The organism is Pantoea sp. S61 (assembly GCF_016625145.1).
Taxonomy (GTDB): domain Bacteria; phylum Pseudomonadota; class Gammaproteobacteria; order Enterobacterales; family Enterobacteriaceae; genus Pantoea; species Pantoea rwandensis_B.
Genome location: NZ_JACVUO010000012.1, coordinates 160,771 through 183,187, shown reverse-complemented (window position 1 = coordinate 183,187; position 22,417 = coordinate 160,771). Strand labels below are relative to the sequence as shown.

The 22,417-nt window shown below is 44.7% G+C and carries 25 protein-coding genes and 1 tRNA gene; 9 read left to right on the top strand and 17 right to left on the bottom strand.

Annotated elements, in window-relative coordinates; genetic code table 11:
* The 14 genes from IAE30_RS20715 to IAE30_RS20650 all read right to left on the bottom strand — a co-directional run bounded on the left by IAE30_RS20715 (position 1) and on the right by IAE30_RS20650 (position 12,205).
* Complete coding sequence (locus IAE30_RS20715) at positions 1-912, bottom strand: hypothetical protein (RefSeq protein WP_200680873.1); 912 nt, start codon at positions 910-912, stop codon at positions 1-3.
* Positions 913-1,397: 485 nt separating this feature from the next.
* Positions 1,398-2,642: an MFS transporter gene (locus IAE30_RS20710; protein ID WP_200680872.1), complete on the bottom strand. Its 1,245-nt coding sequence runs from the start codon at positions 2,640-2,642 to the stop codon at positions 1,398-1,400.
* A gap of 28 nt (positions 2,643-2,670) precedes the next feature.
* Positions 2,671-3,057 carry an ectoine synthase gene (locus tag IAE30_RS20705; protein WP_200680871.1) on the bottom strand — a complete coding sequence of 129 codons (387 nt, stop codon included), beginning with the start codon at positions 3,055-3,057 and terminating at the stop codon, positions 2,671-2,673.
* Entirely contained in the window at positions 3,054-3,320 is a 267-nt protein-coding gene (locus IAE30_RS20700) for an acyl carrier protein (RefSeq protein ID WP_200680870.1), read from the bottom strand. The genes IAE30_RS20705 and IAE30_RS20700 overlap by 4 nt, the downstream gene beginning before the upstream one ends.
* 3 nt (positions 3,321-3,323) lie before the next feature.
* Positions 3,324-4,820: a class I adenylate-forming enzyme family protein gene (locus IAE30_RS20695; protein WP_200680869.1), complete on the bottom strand. Its 1,497-nt coding sequence runs from the start codon at positions 4,818-4,820 to the stop codon at positions 3,324-3,326.
* A gap of 1 nt (position 4,821) precedes the next feature.
* Complete coding sequence (locus IAE30_RS20690; protein WP_200680868.1) at positions 4,822-5,214, bottom strand: hypothetical protein; 393 nt, start codon at positions 5,212-5,214, stop codon at positions 4,822-4,824.
* Positions 5,189-5,587: a holo-ACP synthase gene (gene acpS / locus IAE30_RS20685; protein ID WP_200680867.1), complete on the bottom strand. Its 399-nt coding sequence runs from the start codon at positions 5,585-5,587 to the stop codon at positions 5,189-5,191. Before acpS ends, IAE30_RS20690 begins: the two co-directional genes overlap by 26 nt.
* Before the next feature lie 9 nt (positions 5,588-5,596).
* Positions 5,597-6,850, bottom strand: a complete 1,254-nt coding sequence (locus tag IAE30_RS20680) for a diaminopimelate decarboxylase (protein WP_200680866.1) — start codon at positions 6,848-6,850, stop codon at positions 5,597-5,599.
* Positions 6,851-6,865: 15 nt separating this feature from the next.
* The gene (locus tag IAE30_RS20675) at positions 6,866-7,357 is read right to left on the bottom strand and encodes a hypothetical protein (RefSeq protein WP_200680865.1); all 492 of its coding nucleotides are present in this window, start codon (positions 7,355-7,357) and stop codon (positions 6,866-6,868) included.
* A gap of 16 nt (positions 7,358-7,373) precedes the next feature.
* On the bottom strand, positions 7,374-8,630 hold the full coding sequence (gene ectB / locus IAE30_RS20670) for a diaminobutyrate--2-oxoglutarate transaminase (RefSeq protein WP_200680864.1): 1,257 nt from the start codon (positions 8,628-8,630) through the stop codon (positions 7,374-7,376).
* 368 nt (positions 8,631-8,998) lie between these two features.
* Positions 8,999-10,246 (bottom strand): integrase arm-type DNA-binding domain-containing protein, encoded by a 1,248-nt coding sequence (locus tag IAE30_RS20665; protein WP_200680863.1) that lies wholly within the window; start codon positions 10,244-10,246, stop codon positions 8,999-9,001.
* A gap of 161 nt (positions 10,247-10,407) precedes the next feature.
* Positions 10,408-10,483, bottom strand: a tRNA-Asn gene (locus tag IAE30_RS20660).
* 103 nt (positions 10,484-10,586) lie between these two features.
* Positions 10,587-11,354, bottom strand: coding sequence for a DgsA anti-repressor MtfA (gene mtfA / locus IAE30_RS20655; RefSeq protein WP_200680862.1), 768 nt, complete (start codon positions 11,352-11,354; stop codon positions 10,587-10,589).
* A 170-nt stretch (positions 11,355-11,524) separates the two neighbouring features.
* Positions 11,525-12,205: a hypothetical protein gene (locus IAE30_RS20650; RefSeq protein WP_038646300.1), complete on the bottom strand. Its 681-nt coding sequence runs from the start codon at positions 12,203-12,205 to the stop codon at positions 11,525-11,527.
* 590 nt (positions 12,206-12,795) lie between these two features.
* Between IAE30_RS20650 and IAE30_RS20645 the strand changes: the two genes are divergently transcribed.
* Together IAE30_RS20645 and IAE30_RS20640 are read left to right on the top strand one after the other, a co-directional pair.
* A complete protein-coding gene (locus tag IAE30_RS20645) occupies positions 12,796-13,494 on the top strand; it encodes a phosphohydrolase (RefSeq protein ID WP_200680861.1) in 699 nt (232 codons plus the stop codon).
* Positions 13,495-13,570: 76 nt separating this feature from the next.
* Positions 13,571-13,819: a hypothetical protein gene (locus tag IAE30_RS20640; protein WP_034824521.1), complete on the top strand. Its 249-nt coding sequence runs from the start codon at positions 13,571-13,573 to the stop codon at positions 13,817-13,819.
* A 45-nt stretch (positions 13,820-13,864) separates the two neighbouring features.
* Here IAE30_RS20640 and IAE30_RS20635 read toward each other — a convergent pair whose 3' ends face one another.
* Both IAE30_RS20635 and dcm read right to left on the bottom strand, forming a co-directional pair.
* Complete coding sequence (locus tag IAE30_RS20635) at positions 13,865-15,466, bottom strand: methyl-accepting chemotaxis protein (protein ID WP_200680860.1); 1,602 nt, start codon at positions 15,464-15,466, stop codon at positions 13,865-13,867.
* Positions 15,467-15,588: 122 nt separating this feature from the next.
* Positions 15,589-16,989 (bottom strand): DNA (cytosine-5-)-methyltransferase, encoded by a 1,401-nt coding sequence (dcm, locus tag IAE30_RS20630; protein ID WP_200680859.1) that lies wholly within the window; start codon positions 16,987-16,989, stop codon positions 15,589-15,591.
* A gap of 127 nt (positions 16,990-17,116) precedes the next feature.
* Here dcm and IAE30_RS20625 point away from each other — a divergent pair, with 127 nt between their 5' ends.
* The 7 genes from IAE30_RS20625 to IAE30_RS30095 all read left to right on the top strand — a co-directional run bounded on the left by IAE30_RS20625 (position 17,117) and on the right by IAE30_RS30095 (position 21,177).
* Positions 17,117-17,593: a very short patch repair endonuclease gene (locus IAE30_RS20625; protein ID WP_038646309.1), complete on the top strand. Its 477-nt coding sequence runs from the start codon at positions 17,117-17,119 to the stop codon at positions 17,591-17,593.
* 70 nt (positions 17,594-17,663) lie between these two features.
* A complete protein-coding gene (locus IAE30_RS20620; RefSeq protein WP_200680858.1) occupies positions 17,664-17,939 on the top strand; it encodes a hypothetical protein in 276 nt (91 codons plus the stop codon).
* Between the two features lie 11 nt (positions 17,940-17,950).
* Complete coding sequence (locus IAE30_RS20615; protein WP_038646314.1) at positions 17,951-18,862, top strand: DUF808 domain-containing protein; 912 nt, start codon at positions 17,951-17,953, stop codon at positions 18,860-18,862.
* Between the two features lie 36 nt (positions 18,863-18,898).
* Positions 18,899-19,033 carry a hypothetical protein gene (locus tag IAE30_RS30295; RefSeq protein WP_255253243.1) on the top strand — a complete coding sequence of 45 codons (135 nt, stop codon included), beginning with the start codon at positions 18,899-18,901 and terminating at the stop codon, positions 19,031-19,033.
* Between the two features lie 180 nt (positions 19,034-19,213).
* Positions 19,214-19,393 (top strand): YodC family protein, encoded by a 180-nt coding sequence (locus IAE30_RS20610; protein ID WP_034824498.1) that lies wholly within the window; start codon positions 19,214-19,216, stop codon positions 19,391-19,393.
* A 207-nt stretch (positions 19,394-19,600) separates the two neighbouring features.
* On the top strand, positions 19,601-20,203 hold the full coding sequence (locus tag IAE30_RS30100; protein WP_234472813.1) for a hypothetical protein: 603 nt from the start codon (positions 19,601-19,603) through the stop codon (positions 20,201-20,203).
* Positions 20,203-21,177: a diguanylate cyclase gene (locus tag IAE30_RS30095; protein ID WP_234472812.1), complete on the top strand. Its 975-nt coding sequence runs from the start codon at positions 20,203-20,205 to the stop codon at positions 21,175-21,177. Before IAE30_RS30100 ends, IAE30_RS30095 begins: the two co-directional genes overlap by 1 nt.
* On the opposite strand, the gene IAE30_RS20600 is transcribed toward IAE30_RS30095, so the two are convergent.
* Positions 21,174-22,394 (bottom strand): glycosyl transferase, encoded by a 1,221-nt coding sequence (locus IAE30_RS20600; protein ID WP_200680857.1) that lies wholly within the window; start codon positions 22,392-22,394, stop codon positions 21,174-21,176. The two genes, IAE30_RS30095 and IAE30_RS20600, sit on opposite strands and share 4 nt — an antisense overlap.
* Between the last annotated feature and the right edge of the window lie 23 nt (positions 22,395-22,417).

Below are 22,417 nucleotides of genomic sequence, written 5' to 3'. Positions count from 1 at the left end.
TCAAAAAGGGGAACCGCGTTTTAAAGCCGTTTTTAGCGTGTCTGCACTCAAGCGGTCGGTTATACCACTATCTACAGCCCAACGTTCAAAAATTGTTAAAAGTTTATAAGGGTTTTTAATCAAGGGACTAATAGTATCATTGTTCTTACAAGCCAGCCAAAATAGCCTTGATAAAGGCGTTGATATCCTTGTTTGAGGCTGAGAAAAGTTTTGCTTTCCATTAATTAACATGATTAACCTTTCAATTTCATCAACACGAATAACAAAAGAGGAATCTTGCGGCATATAATGAACAGGGAAAAAGGTCATTTCTAGGGAGGAGTGAGGTTTTTTACCTGCAAAATAGCCATCATCAATTCTACTTTTAAAGTTCTCAGGCAAAAGTTTATATTGCGCGCAAATGCGGTCTTGCCAAGTTGTTTTCTCAAATATTTGGAATAGGGAATCTCCAATCTTTATAGTTAACCCATAATTAAAGGCTTTCCCTCCTCTAGAAGGTAAGGGGATGTTTAACGATAAGGCTAGCAAACGTTGTACGGCTACGTAATCGTTACCAAAAAGAGGGGTGTCAAAAATTCGCTGAGTGGGATAAAAAAATTCACCCTCAGTGCTATATATCAATTTTTTATCTAATAAGAAACCGAACTTATCCAGGAAACAAAGCTTTTTTGTGAAAGATTCATCTATAACTGTTAGCTTCAATTTATTATTTTTCATCTTAATCTTTCGGGTAATTAAAGGTGATTGAAAATAAATTGATAGGTTTATTTTCCCATGTAAAGCTCCGCGATATAAATCACTTTCAGATATCTGTTTCTTGCCATCATTATTGAGTATGTTGACGGCTTCTCTTACTGTCAACCATTCAGAAGTAGCAGCAAATTTTATTTTATTAGTATCGCTATTATTCATATTCACCTCTTGCCTTTGTTTAAGTTTTTTTCAATTAAAAAATGATTATGGGTAGTTGAGGTAGGCCTGATTTATTAATGAGGCGCAATGTTAATATAACCTAAGCTTGGTTAGTTGTTTATTTTTCTAATTTTTGAAATTGTAAAATTAACCAGAGTATACTTGATATGGTTTTAATTATTTTTTGTTAAAAATAGAGTTAAATACTAGTGAATACCTTTGTGATAAATAAAAATCAGCTTCAATTTTCTGATTGGATAGTTAATGATCTTTAAAAGAAAGGGGGAGGATACTTATAGCATTCTAGGTTATATATAATTTAATTCCTTAAGGGTTTTGCGTAACATGTAATTAAAAATCATTATGCCATGCTAATTAAAAGAATTAGATTAGCATGTCTAATAATGAAGTAAATGCCCGCTTTAAAAGAGTGCGGGCAGGAGATAAAAATGTCATAAAGTAAATTCAATAGTTTATATATATAATTAAGATGCTTCCTTTGAGGTTTCCTTATTGCTATATGAAGCTCTAGTTCTGCCTTCATATTTTGAAAGATAAACAATCAAAACTGCCAAGATACATAACCCCGCAGCAAGGATCCATACTACAAAATAATCACCAAACTTGATTCGTAAATAGCTTGCTAAAAATGCCATGCCACCTGCACCAATTTGGTGAAAAGCATTTGTCCATGAAAACAAAGCAGGTCCTTTATCAGAGAAAGCCTTATTACACAAAGCAATTACTGGTGGTACAGTTGCAACATCTAAAATGCCGAAGAGAATTGCAAAGGTAACCATACTAATATTTAAGTTAGAGTTAAGGATAAATGGAAGCCAAAAAAGGATTGCTGCTCTTAATAAAAATACAACAGCTAGGATATGTTTAGGGTTAATTCTGTCAGACAGCCAGCCTGTAGCAATTGTACCAAGAATATTTGAAAATCCTATGATTAAAAGTATGGTAGAAGCGACAGTTGCATGCATGCCATGGTCATGTGCCGCAGGGATGAAATTACTCCACATCAAACCATTCGTTGTAGCGCCACATATCATAAAAAAAGATGATATAACCCAAAAGGTAGGAGACTTTAAGCCATATATAAGGTTGAAATAAACCTCAGATATTGAGGTTTTAGTTTTTACATGCTTATTTTCATCAGGGTTGTGAAGGGGGCTAACAATATTTATTGCTAGCGTAAAAATAGCAATCATAGCGCAACCGACTAAAGGGTAAAACCATGCCTTCGCTTCTGCAAGATGAGACCAGAGCGGAAGAAGTGCGAATTGGCCGACTACTGCGGAAGCAGTCATTATACCTACAGGTAATCCTGGATTTTCTCTAAAATATCTTTGCGCAATGTAAGCCCCATAAGCCATGGTAAGCATGCCTGTACCACTTCCTACTAAAACACCCCAAGCGAAATTGAAAACGAATGGATTAGGAAAAGTGGCGATAGATGCTCCAACTGCTAATAAAAAAAGGGCCAAGTACGTTATCTTCTTGATTCCATAACGGTCCATTAGGAAGATTGAAAATGGCGCCACCAAGCCATACAATATCATATTTAATGACACTCCAAAGCTGGTGTAGGTTAAAGGCCATCCAAAACTATTTTGAAACTGAGAGATTAGTAATCCTGATAAGGTAGAAAACGAACCTGCAGAAAAAATAGTCAAAGATGCAATAGCTACAATGATCTTTCTCTTTGAAGTGTCATTAAAATTCATATTTTCCTCTTTGGATATATTAAAATTATCAAGATAACTTGTATGAACCATCCTCATCGTGATCTTCATTTCCCGTCACTGGAGGGTTGAAAACACAAAGATATCTTGAAAGAGTTTTAGGTCTCAAAGTATGCCTATCATGCTTATCGAGTAAATACATATCACCAACACCAATATTATAGACTTCACCAGTTGTTTCGTCAGTTAATTCTGCTTCACCCTCAATGCACCAAACTGCTTCGATGTGATTTTTATACCAAAATGTTGACTCAGTACCTGGATATACAGTCGTTTCATGAAATGAGAAGCCAACATTATCTTCTGCAAGAATTATTCTTTTGCTGCGCCACGTACCTGAAGCACCTTTAATATCACGGGGTGTGTTTTCAATATCTTTAAGTGAGCGAACAATCATTTTTCACCTCTGTTATTTTTTTCTGTGACAATAAAATTGACATATGAGTCAACGGTTAGGAAATCTTCAATGTCTAATTCTTCGGGGTTCACGTCTAAGCCAAACTTATCCTCTAACTCAATTAAGGTTTCAAGCATAGTCGTTGAATCCATCTTTAGGTCATCAAATAACCTTGATGACCTATCAAATTTTTCAACTTTTTCACCAAGAACATTCTCGATGGCTTCTTTCAAAGCAGCTTTTGCTTGATCGTAATCAACCATTATTTACTCCATTTCATTAGTTAAATTTAGAAGCCATTTTTTATCAATCTTCCCATTATGGGTAAGTTTGAAATCAGCCACCTTGATAATTTTAAAAGGTAATTTATGTCTTTCAATTTTGCTGTATAAGAATTCTTTAACATTTTCTACTGAGGCATCGCCTTTATAGAAAAGAGTGCTTTTATCTCTGAAGCCATATGGCAAGACTACTGCAAGTGAAATAGTATCTAAACTGAGTGCTGACTCTTCTATTTCAGATGCACTTACCCGAAAACCATTCTGTTTATAAATGTCATCTTTTCTACCTATCCAAAACAAATAACCATCTTTATCTTTTTTACCATAATCACCTGTATACAACTTAGTTTCAGTGGAGTTGAACCTTCTAAATTTGGAATTTGTTTGAGTATCATCTTTCCAGTATCCTGCCATAATATGTGAACCTTTTATTACTATTTGACCTATTTCACCTACTGGAGCCTCATTATCATTATCGTCTAGTATATAAACTTCAGTAAGAGGTAATGGAAGACCACATGTGTTGGGCTTTATTAGATCGGCGTTAGGAGGGGAGATGCTTACTCTTTTACACTCCGTTAATCCATACATTAACTGGATATTGATATTTTCAAGCCTGCTCCTAATGCTTTGGATTGTTTTTTCAGGTATATGCGCCCCGGTGTTTGTAATTAATCGTAACTTGTTTAGGCTTGAAGGGTTTTTTTTGCAAAAATATTCTAAATTGTCAAACATAGGTCCTACAGCAGGTAAAACTGTCGCATTCGACTGCACTAGTTCTTTAAACAATGTGAGCCCTGTTCCACCTGATTTTGAAATGAATAAACTAGAACCAAACATTAAGCACAAAAATACCTGATAAAGTCCATAGTCAAAAGAAAAAGGGATGCCTATAAATATTTTATCGCTCTCAAAATAATCTAAAGCAGCATGCAAACTTGAAAGGACAAAAGTAACATGTCTATGAAAACTCACGACTCCCTTAGGTAACCCTGTTGAACCTGAAGTGAAAATTATCATAGCAATATCATCTGAAGTTTGTTTTGGTTTTATATAATTTGAAAGTCTCGTGCTAAATACATTTTTAGCAGTTTCTATTTTTGAGAAATAAACTTTTTTATTACCGTTTTGAAGGAAATACGTCTCACCATCCTTTTTTATTAAGAAATATGCACCGGTTTCTTTCATGTAATATTCAACACCATCTTCAGGCAGAGATGGATTAAAAGGAATAGCTGCACAACCAGCAAGAATAACACCTAGAAAAATCGGTATAAACTCAAGTTCTTGTTCTGCTTTGATGACGATTTTTACATTGTCTCCATACTCTTTAATTTCATCTCTAATTATATTGCAATAATAAGATGCGGCATTTATGGTCTCTTCAAATGTAAATGATTTATCTATGTCCTCGATGAAAACATTTCTTTTAAATTTATTACTTGCATGTATAATCAGATCGTTTAGAAGTAAATGTTGCATTTCATTTCTCCAGGGTGTTTTTTCTTTTGTATGCACTATAAGGAATGATTGTAACAGCCATTGCTGAACCAACTATCTCGTTGCAAGTCCTTAAAGATGATGTGCCCTCATCAGAAGTTTTCAATATCCTTTCTGCTACCAGTTCAATATATCTCTTTAATTTTGTCTTTTTCGTAATAGAAGCTTTAATTGTTAAGAAGTCGCCTGGTTTTATAGGTAGTTTAAATATTGCATTATCCCACCGTTCAAGAAGGCTCTCATCATGATCTAAATTACCAATTAAACCAGTTATGGCATCACCAAAAAGTGTCATCAAAGTACCATTACTTGCAACATCGTTTGAATAATGGGCGTTACTATTACTAATTCTAACGGTCAAAATAAATTGATCCATGATCCTTACTCCTTTCATATATCGCAATAGCTATGCAAACACTACCCTTATGTGAAATTGAAACGCTAACGTTTATGTTTTCTATTTTATCATCGTATTTTATTTTAGTTACAGGTTTTTTGTTTGAGTCTCGCAGAATCAAAATTTGTTCAGGTTTGGTTTTTTTTCCTTTATAAATTCCACCAATTGCCTTATAAACTGCTTCTTTAGCGCAAAAACGTCCTGCAAGAAATTCTTTTTTCCGGTCTTTATGAAAATCAGCACATAAGGATAACTCTTGGTCATCATAAAAATATTTAATAAACCATTTAGTTAAGAAGAGCTTATCTAATTCATTAATATTAATCAGGTCAATTCCAACATTATAATTCATAATGGCAGCCTATATAATTTTCTGTTTTCTTAATAAATCTTCATGATTGTCTCTTTCTCTGACTAAATGAATTAAATTTTTTTTAATTATTACTTCGGCTGGATATCCATGCCCCAGGAAGTATATGGGTGAAGCTGTAGGCCCATATGCTCCAGATAAAAGTGTAGCGATTACGTCACCTTGTTTAGATGCAGGTATGGCAATGTTTTTCGCAACTGTATCAGTAGGCGTACATAGAGGACCCGTAATATAGTATTCCTCAGTTAACTTTGTATCGTTAGTTAAATTTTTCATAGGGAAATTTCGTTTTACAAACCCTCCCAATCCCACAGCTCCTAACTGTATATTTGTACCACCATCCGTAATGGCGAATTTTACGCCTCTTGAATTTTTAATATAATTCACAGTGGTCAGAAGGACACCATGACTTGCGGTTAGGTACCGTCCTAATTCTATAATGATTTTACCCTTGAAATTTTCTTTTAAATACCCATTTGAAATTTGATTTAATTCAGAAATTAAGCTAATAACGTCAAGTTCTGTTTCATTCTCGAAGTAGGGCACACCCCACCCACCTCCAATATCAATGATTTGAAAACTGTAGCCGAATATTTTCTGAATTTCATATGCAGTTTTTAAAATGTTTTCGGTGTTTCTAATAATATCTCTATGGTCGAGAAATCTTGTCCCGACGTAGATATGTAACCCTATGACTGATATTCCTCTTAATGATTTTATTCTATCTAATTCTAATATAACTGTTTCTTCGTCAATACCAAACTGTCTGGGTTTGCCACCCATAGCCAAAGCAGATCCTGATGCCTCAAAAGAGGGATTTATTCTGAGCATTACTCGAGTTATTAAGTTCTTATCTTCCGAAAGTTGACTTATGTATTCGAGCTCTTCAAGCGATTCCGCAACTATAGCTAGTAAATTTAAATCGATAGCTCTTTCCAACTCACTTATCTTTTTTCCCGGACCTACGAATATTATCTTTTGACTAGGAATTCCAGCCAGTAAAGCAGTTTCAAGTTCAGTTCTTGACGACACTTCTGCGCCTAAGCCTTTTTCGTGAAATGCTTTGGTTATGCTAATGTTAGGATTTGCCTTTAAAGAGTAAAATATTTCATATTCATTTGCCAGGCGTTTTCTTATATCATTATATGATTCAGTCATGATATCAATGTTATAGAGATAAGAAGGAGAACCAAATGCTGAAATCACATCTTCTGCTGTCTCCTTCGTAGGCTGCCAAGTTTTCATAATTTTTCCTTTTATCTACAATGTAATCTTCAACAAAGTTTCAGTATGATGATTTTCATTTCCACTCAAATATTCTTCACTTAGGTATTCCTCCATATGCATATTTCCGTTATATCTCTTTTCTAATTTTTTCATTACATAAAGAATTGATTTGTTATTAAGATCAATTGTGGCTTCAATGCTGCTAAGATTTTTTTTGATTTCATCATCGATAAGATAATAAGAAAGATTTACTCCTAAATCGGGAATGCCATGTCTAGGCACTGCCGCAAGCTGCCATAAAAAAAGAGTGCTATTATCCTTAGGCTTTCTAAATGCGGTTAAAAAGGCAACGATCCTTTTATTTTGGACTGCGACAACATTTGATTGATCAAACTCCTTTAGCCATAATGAATAGTAATACAGGCTGTTATCGTCTATCCCTGGTGTTTTTTTTACAATTTCATGGATTTCCTTTGCATCGTCAAAAGTAGCTTTACGATATTCAACTAAATTAACTGTAGTCATAATATTTACACTCTAGTCAATGTGTGGAAATTTGTACGATTTTATCTAATGCCTCATTCAATAAATTATCGGGTATGTTTAATGCTGGAAGGATTTTTAAAACATGAGCGTCCACTCCAGAGGTTTCGATTATTATTTTTTCTTTAAATAGTTTTTTTTGTACTTTTGAAGCCTCTAGGCGATCTGCGAATTCAATTCCTCTCAAAAAACCTCTACCTTTTATCGTTGCATTGTTTTTCTTTGATGAGATAGTACTTAATGCATTCTCAATTATTTTCGATTTCCTTTTAACTTCTTCAATAAAGATGTGTTCTTTCCAATAATTTTCAATTGCTGATTGTGCTGTAATAAATGCGTGGTTGTTACCTCTAAAGGTTCCATTATGTTCACCGGGAGACCAAATATCATGTTCATCTTTAATTAAAATTAATGCTAATGGTAGCCCATAGCCGCTTATAGATTTTGATAAGATTACTATGTCAGGTTTTATGATTTGGTGGTCGAAACTGAAAAAGTCACCGCTACGGCCACAACCAGCCTGAATGTCATCCACTATAAATAATATATTATTTTCTCGTGCGATGTCATAAACATCTTCCAGCCATGCAGAAGATGCCGAATCCACACCTCCCTCTCCTTGAATTGTTTCCATAATTATTGCAGCCGGTTTCTCAATTCCACTCCCTTTTTTCAAAATGTGCTTCAAGTATTTTATCTCTGCGCCATTGCCCCCTAACGAACCCTCATAAGGTAGGGCGACAGAATTACTCAAAGGGATTCCAGCCCCAGCGCGCTTTTGGGGGTTTGATGTTACTGATAAAGCACCCAATGACATACCATGAAATGCGTTGCTATAAAAAGCAATGTTATTTCTTTGAGTAATTTTCCTGGATAACTTCAATGCTGCTTCTACCGCATTGGCACCTGTTGGTCCAGTAAACTGGACTTTGTAACCTAATTGTCTAGGTAAAAGAATATTACTTTGGAGCGTTTTAATGAAATTTTCTTTAGCAGATGTCATCATATCTAATGAATGGGCTATTCCATCACTGCTAATATACCTTAATAGATCTTTTTTAATAAGATCATCATTATGCCCATAGTTTAAAGCCCCAGCTCCGCTAAAAAAGTCTATGTATTCATTACCGTTTTCAGAATAAATAATAGACCCTTTAGCATAACTGAAAATTTCTGGAAAATCATGGGGATATGATCTTACATTTGATTCATACTTGGTTGTATAGCTAGTTGATAGTGTTTTTAGTTCACTCATGACAACTCCTAGTTTGAAATATCCAGAAACTGATGTTGTTATCAAATTTGATGTGTAATTAATCTTATGCTTTTAATCTTAGCGGTCAAATGTTGTGCCCTATAATCGTTATATAAATTTGTTGCTTATAATCCATTATATTTGGATAGCAATTATAATTCATTGTTTAATCTAAGGTTTATACTTTGGATGGGGTGATACCCAATTTATTATGGTAAGTATTATGAAAGTATTATTTCATTAAAAAATAAGTTTTTCTTTATGGTTATATGTGAGGTGATGGGGCGCCTAACTATTATTAATTTTATGACGCCCCTTAGGGACTGATAAGGTATTGTCTCAAAAGGTATTTTATGGTTTGCTGGCCGTTACTTTCGCCATATGAAAGGAGCAATGAATTTTAAGCGGCAGCAGTCAATATAATCGGACCACCACTGCATCATCGCTTTTCGTGCTTCCAGATATTCTGCTTTATGTGTGTAGGAAGCTCTAACAGCGTTACGTTCTTGGTGGCTCATCTGTCGCTCTACGGCGTCTTGAGCCCATAACCCTGACTCCATTAGTGCGCTACAGGCGATCGTTCTAAATCCATGGCCGCAAATTTCACAAGTAGTATCATAACCCATCAGGCGTAGCGCTTTGTTAATAGTATTTTCGCACATTGGCTTATATGGATTATGGGCACCAGGAAATAAGAGTGTCTGATGTCCTGAAATCTGTTGTAGCTCTTTTAGGATGGACGTAGCTTGATGAGACAGGGGGACAATATGAGGAGTTCGCATTTTTGAGCCACGTTCTGAATATCGAACCCCAGTAATAGCTTTACGAGAGGCGGGAATTGTCCAGATACTATTTATAAAATCTATTTCCGACCAGCGTGCAAACCGCAGTTCACTGGAACGAATAAACAGATGCAGTGTTAGCAATACTGCAAGGCGAGTCAGCTCTCGTCCCTGCTTATAGGAATCAATGCGACTCAGTAGTTCTGGTAGTCGTTCAAGGGGAAGGGCAGGGTAATGTCGCTTAACAGGTACTGCGATGATTCCCTCTAGATTAGACGCCGGATTGTTTTCGATAATGCCTTGGTGCACGGCATGCCGCATGATATGGCAGAGGTGCTGACGAGTACGAGACGCGACTTCCAGCAAACCTTTTGTCTCAATGCCTTTCAATAGGTCTATAAAATGGCGAGCTTTTAGGTCTGTGACGTGCATGTGTCCGATTTTGGGGAAGATATGGTTATTCATGCTGGCAAGCAGACGGGCAGAGTGGTTCTCTGACCAGGTTCGATTGCTTTTATGCCAGCTCAATGCAACGTGCTTAAACGTTTTTTCCGGTGAGCGGGCAGCTTTATCTGCGATACGTTGCTGTGCTGGATTGATATTCTGCATTAGTAGCTTGCGTATGCCATCACGTTGCTGTCGGGCGTAAGCCAGAGAAACGTCTGGATATGCACCTAAGCCGAGGCGGGATTCCTTACCATTGATACGATATTTTAGATACCACAGACGTGAACCGCCTGGATTAACTAAAAGGTACAGGCCATGAGAATCGGAAACTTTGAAAGGTTTAGCGGAAGGCTTTAAGCTGCGGATTTTAGTGTCGTTCAGAGACATATGGTGGTCACTCCATAATCGAACTGAAATGACCCCAAATCAGACCACCAATCTTGCCCGATGCGGAGGGGGAAATAAAAATGCATCGGGAAGACTTTTCACACTAACTTGTTGAACCTAAATCGTATAAAGATTCGTGAAGATGCATGAAAACATAAATTTGGCTCCTCTGACTGGACTCGAACCAGTGACATACGGATTAACAGTCCGCCGTTCTACCGACTGAACTACAGAGGAATCGTGTGAACGAGGCGCATATTAATGGCACCTCCTGAATGTGTCAACAGCTAAAAATACATTTGCATTCAACTGGCTAGCAATAGTACAAAGCGATCGCGATTTAATCAGAACCTGCTGAAAGACGCGCCATCGGGTCCTGACGATAAAACAGTTGTAAGTGGCGATACATCGCAGGGGAGCGATCCGCCAGTAAATCAGGGGCGCTGAAAAAGTATTCCGACAGCACCGCAAAGCATTCGGCAGGATCGCTGGCAGCGTAGGGATCGATAGTTGCCGCCTGCTCACCCACCAATTCCACTTCCGCCTCTATCTCTTCCATCGCCTGTAGCAAGTCCTTCTCCCATTGGGCGACATCTCGTAACGCAATGGCGGGAATACCGCTGGTATAGCCGCTGCCGCGTGCATCGAGTTTATGCGCGATTTCATGGATGACGAGGTTGTAGCCGGAAAGGTCGAAAGAGTCCTGAATATCCAGGGCATTTAACACCACCGGACCTTGTGTCCAGCTTTGACCAGCATGCACTGCAGGTGCCTGGTGGACTAAGCCGCTGCTGTCTTCCCAACGGTCGTCAACATTGAAGGGCTCGGGATAAATTAACACTTCATGAAAGCCATCCAGCCACTCCAGACCGAGCTTCAACACGGGCAGGCAAAACAGCAAGGCAAGGCGTGCCAGCTGTCGTTCGTCGAGTTGCAGTCCATTCAACAGCGAGATTTTTTTTTGTTGCAGAAAGCGTTGGGCAAGCGTGGTCAGGACGCTTTGCTCTTCAGTCGTCAGCAGCGAGAAGATCGGTTGCGCCAGCGCCTGTTGCCAGGGAAGTGCCGTGACGGTGGTATCTACCTGCGCATTCCATGGCCATTTGAACATCGCGCGACTCACTCTGCAGGGCGGAAAGGGTTATCCTGGCGCGACAAAAAAGAAAATGCCAGCGCGGAATCAAAGCCGTGTATTCAATCAGTTACTGCAGGTTTTTTCTGTGATTAAGATGGCAAAGCAGGAAAATTGCCCTCACCCAGGCGGGTGAGGGCTGAAGACAGTTAACTCTCGCGATCAACGCGTTGAAACTCGATCACCCATACCCACGGGTTCACTTCCCAACTGGTGGCGCCATACTGCTTCTGCCACGCTTTACGATAGGCTTCTTTCGGCGATTCTGCGTTCATGTTCATCGTGAAGAAGTTATTCAGGAAGTGCGTATCTGTTTGTACGCCTTCAGCCATGATGTCATCTTCACTGATGTCCTGAATCTTTTCAGCACGTACCGAGGTAATCGCCAAATCAATACGGCTGGCCCAGCGCGGCATATGAATCGCCGTTTGCCAGCCAAACTGCTCGGCGTGCTCCACATCGTCATCCAACTGACCCAGTTCATTGCTGTCGGAACGATACTGACAGAAAGCCGGGCTACGGAACGGCAGTGGATCGCGTTCATATTCGGCGAGTTGCTCTTCTGGCACGATGGGGCCGCGCCAGGTTTCACGCACCCACAATCGGTCACCTGCCTGGCCAAACGGGCAGTGCGAGCTGACATCTGCCATCGACATCAATTTATAGCCATGCAAATGGTTGGCGCTAACGTCAAATGCATGCACGCCTTCGTGATGATCCTGGCCTGGGCCAAAAGCCTGGGTTTTCATAATGCGCCGGGTTTGCGTCTGCTGGCCAACCAGCAGGGCGCGGACCCGCTGTTCGGAAAAAAGAATCGGCCGTTCTTTCATTACGTACCTCATGTAGTGTTACTCACCCGGAAAACTTCGACGAATCACCCGCATCAGCAGATGTGAGAGTTAGCATAATGGGTTTGAATCAATTTGCTTAATAATTTGTCGCCTCAGTATCAGGCTATTCCTGCATATTCCGGTTTTAAAAATGGCGCTTAAGCAAAATACATGCTGGAAATGCCTTCTCAGGCGAGAGAAAACCAGAAATATCCCCTATACAGTACGTTATAACGGCCTGCATGGGAATCTTTTCAGATTTTCCCGTGAGCGTTTATCGCTTTTACCTTGTGATAGTTAGCATCATTAACTGGAATAATTCAAAAGCGTGAATACTGTTGATGGTGGAAATAGATTACGCCTGTTTAACAGAGTTATTTAACTGCAATGACGCTAAGGAAATGCTTAAAACGTGATCTCCGCTGGGAAAGCGACATTAACAGCGCTATAACAAGATCGGGATCGCATTTTTACGCTTTGCACATCCAGGAAGGATGTAAAAAAAGTGTCACGACCAGACCGCTATGATGTCCCCAGGAGCAGCACCCTGAATTGGCGGTGCTTTTATAACAGCAATAAGGAGAAGCACGATGTCACTCACCCGCTGGCAACAACGCTACGAGAACTGGCTGCAGCAAAACTGGCTGCACGATGATAAAGCCCATGATATCGCGCACCTGCGTCGTGTCTGGATGAGCGCCACGCGCATCATGCAGCACAGTGCAGCCGATCCTATGGTGGTCCTCACCGCCTGTTACTTCCATGACGTGGTTAACCTTCCCAAAAACCATCCAGAGCGCCATCTGGCTTCCACCTATGCGGCTGAAGAGACACGCCGAATTTTGCAGCAGGACTTTCCGGACTTCCCACAGGAATTGCTCGAGGGTGTCGCCCATGCTGTCCAGGCGCACAGTTTCAGCGCACGCATCACGCCACTGACATTGGAAGCAAAAATTGTTCAGGATGCCGATCGCCTCGAGTCTTTAGGTGCTATCGGCCTCGCACGCGTTTTCTACACGGCCGGGGTGTTGGGCCGTCCGCTGTTTGACAGTGAAGATCCATTAGGAAAAGAACGTGAATTAGACGATGTGAAATGGACGTTGGACCACTTCCAGAAGAAACTTTTACGCTTGCCCGAAACCATGCAAACCGAAGCGGGGCGCCTGCTGGCGGAGCATAATGCGGATTTCCTGGTGCACTATATGGCTAAGCTGTGCGCGGAATTGCAGGGCAATCTCACCAGCATTGATGAGTCTGTATTAAGGGATTTCAGCCCTATACACTCTTAATATTAAATTTTTATGACAGTCTGTTAACTTTCATCTTCTTCCGCTACGTTGTTGTAAATCAAAAGGGAGTATGAAGATGACCGAGACCGTTAACTTAACCATTAAAATTGACCCGGCTCTGAAAGAGCACATCAAACAGTTAGCCGCCGATAACCAAATCTCCATGAGTCAGGAGATCGTTAACCGCCTGCAGGCCAGTTTACATGCGGTTGAGCAACCGGCCGTCGATAGTCTGAATACCGAAGAAGCGGTCGCTGAACAGCTCTCCGCGTCTGAACTGAAGCAGGTACGTGCACTGCTGAAGAAAGGCAAAAAGAAAAAATAAGCGATATAAAAAACCCGTCATTGACGGGTTTTTTTATCTTTGTACTCAAGCGGCATCGACGCGGAATTGCTGTGCCCGCTGGGCGAGGCGATCAGAGAGTTCACGCAATTGCGTAGCCGAATTGACCTGATGGGCGTTGAGCGCTTCGTTTTGCTGTAGCTGATTACTCATCTCCACCACTTCGTGCGCAATTTTACTAACGCGGTGACTTTGCGCAGTGCTATTTTGCTGCAACTCATCGAGTTGCGTTACGACCCCCGACACCGCGCCGCTGATTTGTGTAAACAACACTTCCAGCGCTTTCACTTTGTCAAAACCATCATTCACATGCTGCTGAGTGTGCTGAATTAAACCATTAATCTGACGCGTTGATTCACCACTCTTTTGCGACAGCAGTCCCATCTCTTTGGCGACGACGGAGAAACTACGACCGTACGAACCGGCGTGGGCGGATTCAATCGCGGCATTCAACGACAGCAAACGGGTTTGCATCGACAGGCTATCCAGCATGCCGACAATTCCGGCGATATCACCCGAAGCTGTAACGATCTGCTGCATTTTAAGTTCCATGTTGTCGACTTCCGTGGCGCAGTTGCGCATCAGGGCATCGGCTGACTGCGCCTCCTGTGTGGCCTGCTGCGAGAACTGCGCACCAATTTCGACCTCTTCAGACACGCGATGTAAACGCTGTGACAAATGGTGGAAGCTGGCATTCTGCGCCTGATGTTGTTGCATGACTTGTTCGTTATGCTGCTGCATATCTTCTGCACCGGCCGCCACGCTGACCGCAACAGTATTAATGTCACTGACAATCTGCTGCAGACCGAAGCGCATCGACTCGATCGACTGAAACAGCTGGCGCGTCTCCAGGCACTGGCGACGCGGCGTGTCATGGCTCGGTACCAGGTCACCTGTGGCAATCTGTTCCAGCTGTCGGTTGGCGCGTCGTAGCGGCAATAGCACGCCGCGCATCAGCAGGCTGGAGGCCAGCACCAGTAGCGCCATCAAAATGGCACTAACGATCAGCGACATATTGCGACTCTGCTTTAGCGTACTGAGGGTATTTTGATTCACGCTGCTCAACTGATGGTTGGCTTGTTCAATCTCGCTGAACCAGGCATCGTTAAACTGCTGCTGGAATGCCTGCATCGGCACCATAAAGAAGGCATTGATGTCATTGGCCGCTAACCCTTTCAACTGCTCTTGCAAACCTTCCGCTAACATTGCAAAGCCCTGAGCCAGCGGGCTGTCCGCTTTAGCATGGTAGGCGGTGAACAGTACCTGGGCTTTTTTTAACGAATCATCAGAGGCGGCCGCCAGACTTTTCCAGCTATCGACTGAGCCACTTTGCTGATCCTGCATTAAATAGATACCGGCACGGTGGCTGTTATCACTGGCGGTGAGCAACTCGATACGTGCTTTATCCAGCAGGGCCAATCTTTCCCGCAGTTGATTGGCTTGCTGGAGTGAAATTTGCGTCTGATTAACGTAATCACTGAGCAGCAGTACGCCCGCGAACTGCAGTAAACAAAACAGCACGATAAACAGCAAAAACTGGCTGCGCAGGCTGGTCAGCCAAAGCGGCATACGCCAGGTAAGACGAGTACGTAAACGCAGCGGTAACGAGATTACAGAAAGGAGTGACATCTAACGCCCCCAAAAATAAAAAGGAGTATTGGGAGCGGGCGCGACAGTTCGGTGACAGCGGACGCGATTCAGCGCAAAACAGCATAATGCGCGTCCCTAAAGGAAATTATGGCCCCGTGGCGCTAAGCGTTTTGGCTAAGATGCTGTTCGATAAGTGGCGAAAGTAGCTTTGCCACAGCAGCAAAAACCGGGACTACCACGGAGTTGCCAAATTGCTTATAAGCCTGGGTATCCGAGACCGGAATACGGAACTGGCTTTGCCCCGGCGCCTCAAACCCCATCAGTCGGGCGCATTCGCGCGGTGTTAACCGACGCGGACGCAGAGCCATATTGCTGGCGTGCTGGAAATCCGCTTCACCTTGCGCCTGATCCCAGCCGCGATCAATCAGGATTTCAGAACCGTCTTTATAGTAGCGCGCTGACAGGGTGCGTACGCATACGTTGGGATTACGGGGATCGTTAAGACCAAAGCCGAAGCCATTACCTTTGGCCTTGTGCTTTTTGGCGTATTGATAGAGATAGTTCCACAGTGTCGGTGACAGGGTGTACTTCGCGTCCGGTGTCGGCTCAAGCAAACTCTGCAGCGTGGGTACCTGCTGCGGATAGTGTTGAGAGAGCGCGCGCAGTGAAAAGCCGTCGCTCAATCCGGTGTCACGACGAATACCCACCAGCACAATACGTTCGCGATGTTGCGGCAGAAAATGGCGCGCATCTACCACTTTTGCATCCGGTGTCGCGCTGTCGGCGGCATCGGCAACGTCGTATCCGAGTTCGTCCAGCGTCGCCATGATGATGGCAAAGGTGCGTCCTTTGTCGTGGCTCTTGAGGTTTTTCACGTTCTCCAATACGAAGAACGGTGGCTTTTTGGCAGCCAAAATCCGCGCCACATCAAAGAACAAGGTGCCTTGTGCTTCACACTCGAAACCGTGTGCACGGCCTAACGCATTTTTTTTGCTGACGCCGGCCAGTGAAAACGGCTGGCAGGGAAAGCCCGCCAGTAGCACCTGATGGTCCGGGATGGTTTGGTCGATATGCTGATAAATCGCCTGCTCGTCAGCGAGTCCTGCGGGCTGCGTCACCAATCGGATATCACTGTTGAACTGGTGTCGTTGCGGATCGCTATAGTGATTGGCTTTATACGTGCGTACCGCTTCTTTATTCCATTCACTGGTGAACACGCACTGGCCGCCAATCTGTTCAAAGCCGCGGCGAATCCCACCGATACCGGCAAACAGGTCGACAAATTGAAATTTAGGCGCGGCGTAATGTGCAGGGCGCGAAGGCAGTAACGCTTGCAGGCTGCTGACTTCACGGCTGGAAAGCGCAGGCACGCTGCTTTTGCCCTGACGAATGCGATTCAGACGCGGCACGCTCCAGTCGCATCCCCCCGCTTCGGTTAAGGTGTGCACCACATCGCGTGCGGCATAGATATCGAGAACCTGCAATAACAGCGATGTGGCGTCATCCGAAGGGGCAGAAAATGAGGGGGGTGAAACCGTCGCGGCGGGATCGATAGCAAGCATGCGTTTTTCCTTAACAGTGAAGCCGCTATGCTATCACTCCTCGCGCCTTCACACACTTGTTGCGCGTGCCTTTCGCTTTTACGCCAAACCGCTAAAGTTGAAAGAGCCTCATTAAAAAGGAGACGCCATGGTCGACGTCCACTCGCAAGCCATTCGCAGCAAAAATATGCGCGCCATTCGCAATCAGGACACGGCGATAGAGCAGCGTATCGCGTTGATTTTAAAAGATCGTGGCTTTAGCTATCGTGTGCAGGATAAAGCGTTGCCGGGTCGGCCTGACTTTGTCCTGCCACAGGAACGAGCGATTATCTTTGTCCATGGCTGTTTCTGGCATCGTCATCACTGCTATTTATTCAAGATGCCTGCGACGCGCACCGAGTTCTGGAATGGCAAAATTAACAGCAATGTTGAACGTGACCGCCGTTATATCGGCCAATTACAACAAAGCGGCTGGAAAGTGCTGATTGTCTGGGAATGCGCGCTGCGCGGTAAATTGCGCCTTGAAGATGAGGCGCTGATTGAACGACTGGAAGAGTGGCTGCTGGCCGCTATGCACAGTGGCGAAATCGATCATCAAGGCTTGCATCACTATCGCGTTGAATAGCGTGTGATTGTTGCTTTTAGCCGCCATAACGGTTTAGATCTTCTCTTTCTCTGGGACGCGGAATCGAGCCATGAGCAGCATCAAACTGACTGTCAAACGCCTGTATCAACTCCATGATGAGCGGATGGTGAACACCCACGCAACGGCACGCATTTATTTGGGCGAGCAACTGGTGACCACCGAGGAGATCAGCGGAATGACGGAAAGTCCGGTGAGCAAATATGTGCACGCTGGCGATCTGGCCGGGCAAACACTTCGCGTCGAATGGGACTGTGCGGGCATCGCTGATATGTCAGTGACGGCGGTTGAGCGATGCCCCTGTTGTCAGGATCACGAACCGGAATAAGGATAACTATTTTGGCAGGAACAAGTTTACTCACGCTTCTGGACGACATTGCAACGCTGCTTGATGATATTTCAGTGATGGGCAAGGTCGCGGCAAAGAAGACCGCTGGCGTATTGGGGGATGATCTCTCACTCAATGCGCAGCAGGTCACCGGCGTAAAAGCCAACCGTGAATTACCCGTGGTCTGGAGCGTAGCGAAAGGCTCTTTTCTCAATAAATTAATCCTGGTACCGCTGGCGCTGATTATCTCGGCGTTTGCGCCCTGGCTTATTACACCGCTGTTGATGCTGGGCGGCGCTTACCTTTGCTATGAAGGCGTGGAAAAGGTGCTGCATAGCCTGAATCACGATAAAGCAGAAAGCAGCCCGGAGGCGCGTCAACAGCGTCTGGACAAGCTGGCGCAGCAGGATCCGCGTCAGTTCGAAAAAGATAAAGTGAAAGGCGCTGTACGCACCGATTTTATTCTTTCAGCGGAAATTGTGGCGATTACCTTAGGGATTGTCTCTGAAGCACCGCTGCTGAATCAGGTACTGATTCTGGCGGGGATCGCGATTCTGGTCACGATTGGCGTTTACGGCATCGTGGCGATGATCGTGAAAATCGACGACCTCGGGTACTGGCTGCGGGAAAAATCCTCCACGCTGGCGCAGGCGATCGGCAGTGCGCTATTAGCCCTGGCGCCCTGGCTGATGAAGGTGTTATCGGTGGTGGGTACGGTAGCGATGTTTCTGGTCGGTGGCGGCATCATTGTGCACGGTATTGCCCCGTTACATCATGCCATCAGTGAGTACAGCAGCGGCTTCCATGGCGTTATCTCCGCCTTGCTGAGCAACGGTGCCAATCTGGTACTCGGCTTTATCATTGGGTCGATCGTGCTGTTGGCGGTAAATCTGGTTGCGAAAGTGCGCGGTAAATCGGTATAAAGCGCAGGAATTTATCAATCACGGGTCAGGAGAACGATGATGAACGACGATATGTTTGAATTTGATATCGATGCACAGCTGGAACAGGCTGAAGCGAAAGCGGCTGAAAAGGCCAATGAAGTCCCGGCTGATATCAGTGATGAAGCAGACTGTGAAGGTTGCAAAATCTGATTTTCCCACCCGGGAAAGCATTCAAAGCCGATAATAATTTTTATCGGCTTTTTTTATAAACAACATTTTACACTGCTTATTCCGATTTCGTCACAGTAATAACATTATCCTATAGGCACAAATGGGGTTCAGCTGCTATAACTTTATTCGTTCATTCAACGGAAAAAGGGAGGGCGCGGTATGACCTTTGCGATCAGTGACGAAGTTCAGCATAAAGAGGGCGGACCCACGATGGTGGTGACCGGCTATGCCAGCGGAATGGTAGAGTGTCGTTGGTATGATGGCTACAGCGTGCGCCGTGAGGCGTTCCGTAGTGACGAACTGAGTCACTTATCCGGAGCGCGCCAGCTGGCCAGCTAAGCGTGTGCGGGACGGTGATGCCGTCCCGTTGCGTTTTTTACCTATTTGATTTTCCTTTGATCCCTGCCTGTACGACTTTTCTCCTGCTGACTACACTTTTCGCATCCGCCCTTTACCGAATAACTGTCGCCCATGCCCACTACGCCTTTGACGCCACGCACTGGTAATCCTTTTTTACCGGTGCATCTCTGCTTTCTGGCGGTCTTTTTGTTCTCTGCTTTTCTCACCGTGCATGAAGCGATTGAACTGAAAAATAACTATGAAGCGCGACAGCGCGCACAGCTGGCTGAAATCCAGAAAAGCCTCGACAGTCAGTTTCAGGAAAGTATCGATGAGCTGATGTTTTACGAGAAAATGCTCAACTATGCATTGATGCATCCGCTCGATTCGAGCCAAACGCGCGAAGCCATTACCCGCTTTGAGCAGCTGCGCCAGCAAACCACCTGGCAATTAAAGTTGGCCAGCCTGCGCAGTATGCCGCTCAATGGCGTGAGTGACAGTTGGCTGGCGCGTGATCCCTTGCTGCTGCGAAAAAACGATCAATTGATTGCAGAACTGCGCGCTGCAATGGAATTCAGCTTTATCATGCAGTTCAGCGATCCCGCACAGGATTTTCACTCACGCTTTTGGTATATCTCGCGCGCCGGTTTCTTTATTAGCTCACGTCCGCCGCAAAGCCCGCAAGAGCTGGAAGAGAGTTATAGCACCATGACGCAACGTCCCTATTTTCGCGACCAGGCACCCAATAATCCGTCGCATGCCAGGTTGCGCTGGACGGAAGCCTATCAGGGTGAATTCAACGAAGGCTGATGATGACGGTAAGCACGCCGATCATCAGTAATGGTTATTGGTATGGTGTGCTGTCAATGGATTTCACCCAGTCACGCATCCATGCGTTGATGGCCGAAGCACGACACAGCTTGCTGCAAGGCAAGCTGCTGATAGTGGACCGCTCGCTGAAAGAAATCACCCGCTTGCATGCACCCAACGATGAGCCGCTGACGCCTGAACAGCAGGCGCGTCTGGAGAGCCGAATCCGGCAACTCCCCGGTGGTGTCATGCGCCTTGGCACTCAGTTTGCCAGTTGGAGCAAATTAAAGAATGTGGACGCGTATATCGTTAATATTCAGAGCCTGAGGCAGGGGATGTCACAGGAGCTGGGCCGCGTTTCACTCTTCTTACTCAGCATGTGGCTGCTGTTTGTTCTGCTGCTGCTGGTGGCGCATCAGGTCATTATTCGTCTGGTACGTCGTATGGACGATCTTTCCGCCAAACTCACCTGGCGCGCCAATTACGACGGTATGACGCGACTACTCAACCGTAATACGTTTTTTGAACAGTTTGTCGCGATCTCTGCCCACAGTCAGCAGCAGCAAACGCCGCTTGCGGTGATTCAGCTGGATGTCGATCACTTCAAGAAAGTGAACGATACCTGGGGCCATGCGGCGGGCGATCAGGCGTTGATCAGAGTGGCAGGCGTGATTAGCCATACGCTGCGCAAATATGATGTGGCGGGTCGTATTGGTGGAGAGGAGTTTTGCATCGTGCTGCCGGAAACCACGCTGGCGGATGCGATTGCCGTCGCTGAGCGCATCCGTACGCGTTTAGCGGCAAAAACCATTCTGGTCAATTGTAATTCGACGTTCAACATCACCCTGTCAGCTGGCGTGACCGGCAGTGAGGAGCAAGGCGATTATGATGCGGAGAGCCTGCAAGCCACCGCCGATCGCCGCCTGTATCTGGCGAAAACCGGCGGTCGCAACCGCGTGGTAGCGGAAGATTAAACTTTGCCTTCGTTATCCTCTTCCACTGCCTGATAAATCCGCTGCAGGATATCCGGGAAAGCCGATTGCACGCGGCTCCAGCTGGGAATGAAAGGTTTCTCATTAGGCCGCTCAATAAAGGATTGTCCGGCATCGAGTATCGCCTGAGTGAACATCTCGACCGCCGCTTCCTCAATATGCTGATCAAACTTTAGGCCATTCATTGTCGCTTCGTGGTTGTAAATCTCCATCATATCCAGCGCGTTGCGATAATAAGTGGCTTTGAGCACGCGGAACGAATCACTGGTGAGCGGCACGCCCATGGTCGCCAGCTTGCGCAGCAGCGATTGCACAATATCATTGCTCATACGTTTCAGGCCGCCGGTGCCATCCTCTTCTGCCAGCGGCTGATGTTTGTGATCGTAGTTATTGGCAATCTCCACCTGACAGGTTTGTCGCGTGGTGTAGTTGCGGTAAATCTCCGATAGCACGCCAATTTCCAGCCCCCAGTCGCCAGGAATTTTGATGCCGTTCAGCACATGGGTGCGCATGGCGAATTCGCCGGAAAGTGGGTAGCGGAAGCTGGTGAGGTAATCCAGATACTCAGAATGGCCATACACTTTTTGTAGCGAACGCAGCAACGGGCCTACCAGCAAGCGACCCACGCGGCCATTCAGTTTGCCGTCCGCAACGCGCGCATAGAACCCCTTACAAAATTCGTATTGAAACGAGGGGTTGGCGAGCGGGTAGAGTAAGCGCGCCAGCATGCTGCGCTCATAGGTGACGATATCGCAGTCATGCAGCGCCACGCACTGGGTGCGATCCGAGGCGAGCGTATACCCGGTGCAGAACCACACGTTACGCCCTTTGCCCGGCTGGCTCGGCGACAACCCTTCTTTATCCAGTTCAGCATCCAGTGCTTTCAATCGCGGGCCATCATTCCACAGGATGCGATGGCGTTGTGGCAAACGAGAAAAGAACTCAAGAGCAAAGAGAAACTGGCCGCGGTCAGCGCGGTCGAGGCCAATCACAATCTCATCCAGATAAGGCACTTTAGCCAGCTCATTGACGATGTTATCCAGCGCCGGACCCTCCAGTTCTGAGAACAGGGAGGGCAGAATCAGCCCCATTTTGCGTTTGCGCGCGAAACGTACCATTTCTTTTTCCAGCGATTCAACGCTGCGTTGGGTGAGATTATGAAAGTTAGTAATGACACCATTTTGGTAAAAATCACTCATTTTCTCATCCTTAGGTCAGAGGG

Excerpts from the sequence above, each read along its gene's own strand:
- IAE30_RS20715 (WP_200680873.1), bottom strand. The coding sequence starts at position 912 with ATGAATAATAGCGATACTAATAAAATAAAATTTGCTGCTACTTCTGAA.
- IAE30_RS20710 (WP_200680872.1), bottom strand. The coding sequence starts at position 2,642 with ATGAATTTTAATGACACTTCAAAGAGAAAGATCATTGTAGCTATTGCA.
- IAE30_RS20705 (WP_200680871.1), bottom strand. The coding sequence starts at position 3,057 with ATGATTGTTCGCTCACTTAAAGATATTGAAAACACACCCCGTGATATT.
- IAE30_RS20700 (WP_200680870.1), bottom strand. The coding sequence starts at position 3,320 with ATGGTTGATTACGATCAAGCAAAAGCTGCTTTGAAAGAAGCCATCGAG.
- IAE30_RS20695 (WP_200680869.1), bottom strand. The coding sequence starts at position 4,820 with ATGCAACATTTACTTCTAAACGATCTGATTATACATGCAAGTAATAAA.
- IAE30_RS20690 (WP_200680868.1), bottom strand. The coding sequence starts at position 5,214 with ATGGATCAATTTATTTTGACCGTTAGAATTAGTAATAGTAACGCCCAT.
- acpS (WP_200680867.1), bottom strand. The coding sequence starts at position 5,587 with ATGAATTATAATGTTGGAATTGACCTGATTAATATTAATGAATTAGAT.
- IAE30_RS20680 (WP_200680866.1), bottom strand. The coding sequence starts at position 6,850 with ATGAAAACTTGGCAGCCTACGAAGGAGACAGCAGAAGATGTGATTTCA.
- IAE30_RS20675 (WP_200680865.1), bottom strand. The coding sequence starts at position 7,357 with ATGACTACAGTTAATTTAGTTGAATATCGTAAAGCTACTTTTGACGAT.
- ectB (WP_200680864.1), bottom strand. The coding sequence starts at position 8,630 with ATGAGTGAACTAAAAACACTATCAACTAGCTATACAACCAAGTATGAA.
- IAE30_RS20665 (WP_200680863.1), bottom strand. The coding sequence starts at position 10,246 with ATGTCTCTGAACGACACTAAAATCCGCAGCTTAAAGCCTTCCGCTAAA.
- mtfA (WP_200680862.1), bottom strand. The coding sequence starts at position 11,354 with ATGTTCAAATGGCCATGGAATGCGCAGGTAGATACCACCGTCACGGCA.
- IAE30_RS20650 (WP_038646300.1), bottom strand. The coding sequence starts at position 12,205 with ATGAAAGAACGGCCGATTCTTTTTTCCGAACAGCGGGTCCGCGCCCTG.
- IAE30_RS20645 (WP_200680861.1), top strand. The coding sequence starts at position 12,796 with ATGTCACTCACCCGCTGGCAACAACGCTACGAGAACTGGCTGCAGCAA.
- IAE30_RS20640 (WP_034824521.1), top strand. The coding sequence starts at position 13,571 with ATGACCGAGACCGTTAACTTAACCATTAAAATTGACCCGGCTCTGAAA.
- IAE30_RS20635 (WP_200680860.1), bottom strand. The coding sequence starts at position 15,466 with ATGTCACTCCTTTCTGTAATCTCGTTACCGCTGCGTTTACGTACTCGT.
- dcm (WP_200680859.1), bottom strand. The coding sequence starts at position 16,989 with ATGCTTGCTATCGATCCCGCCGCGACGGTTTCACCCCCCTCATTTTCT.
- IAE30_RS20625 (WP_038646309.1), top strand. The coding sequence starts at position 17,117 with ATGGTCGACGTCCACTCGCAAGCCATTCGCAGCAAAAATATGCGCGCC.
- IAE30_RS20620 (WP_200680858.1), top strand. The coding sequence starts at position 17,664 with ATGAGCAGCATCAAACTGACTGTCAAACGCCTGTATCAACTCCATGAT.
- IAE30_RS30295 (WP_255253243.1), top strand. The coding sequence starts at position 18,899 with ATGATGAACGACGATATGTTTGAATTTGATATCGATGCACAGCTGGAA.
- IAE30_RS20610 (WP_034824498.1), top strand. The coding sequence starts at position 19,214 with ATGACCTTTGCGATCAGTGACGAAGTTCAGCATAAAGAGGGCGGACCC.
- IAE30_RS30095 (WP_234472812.1), top strand. The coding sequence starts at position 20,203 with ATGATGACGGTAAGCACGCCGATCATCAGTAATGGTTATTGGTATGGT.
- IAE30_RS20600 (WP_200680857.1), bottom strand. The coding sequence starts at position 22,394 with ATGAGTGATTTTTACCAAAATGGTGTCATTACTAACTTTCATAATCTC.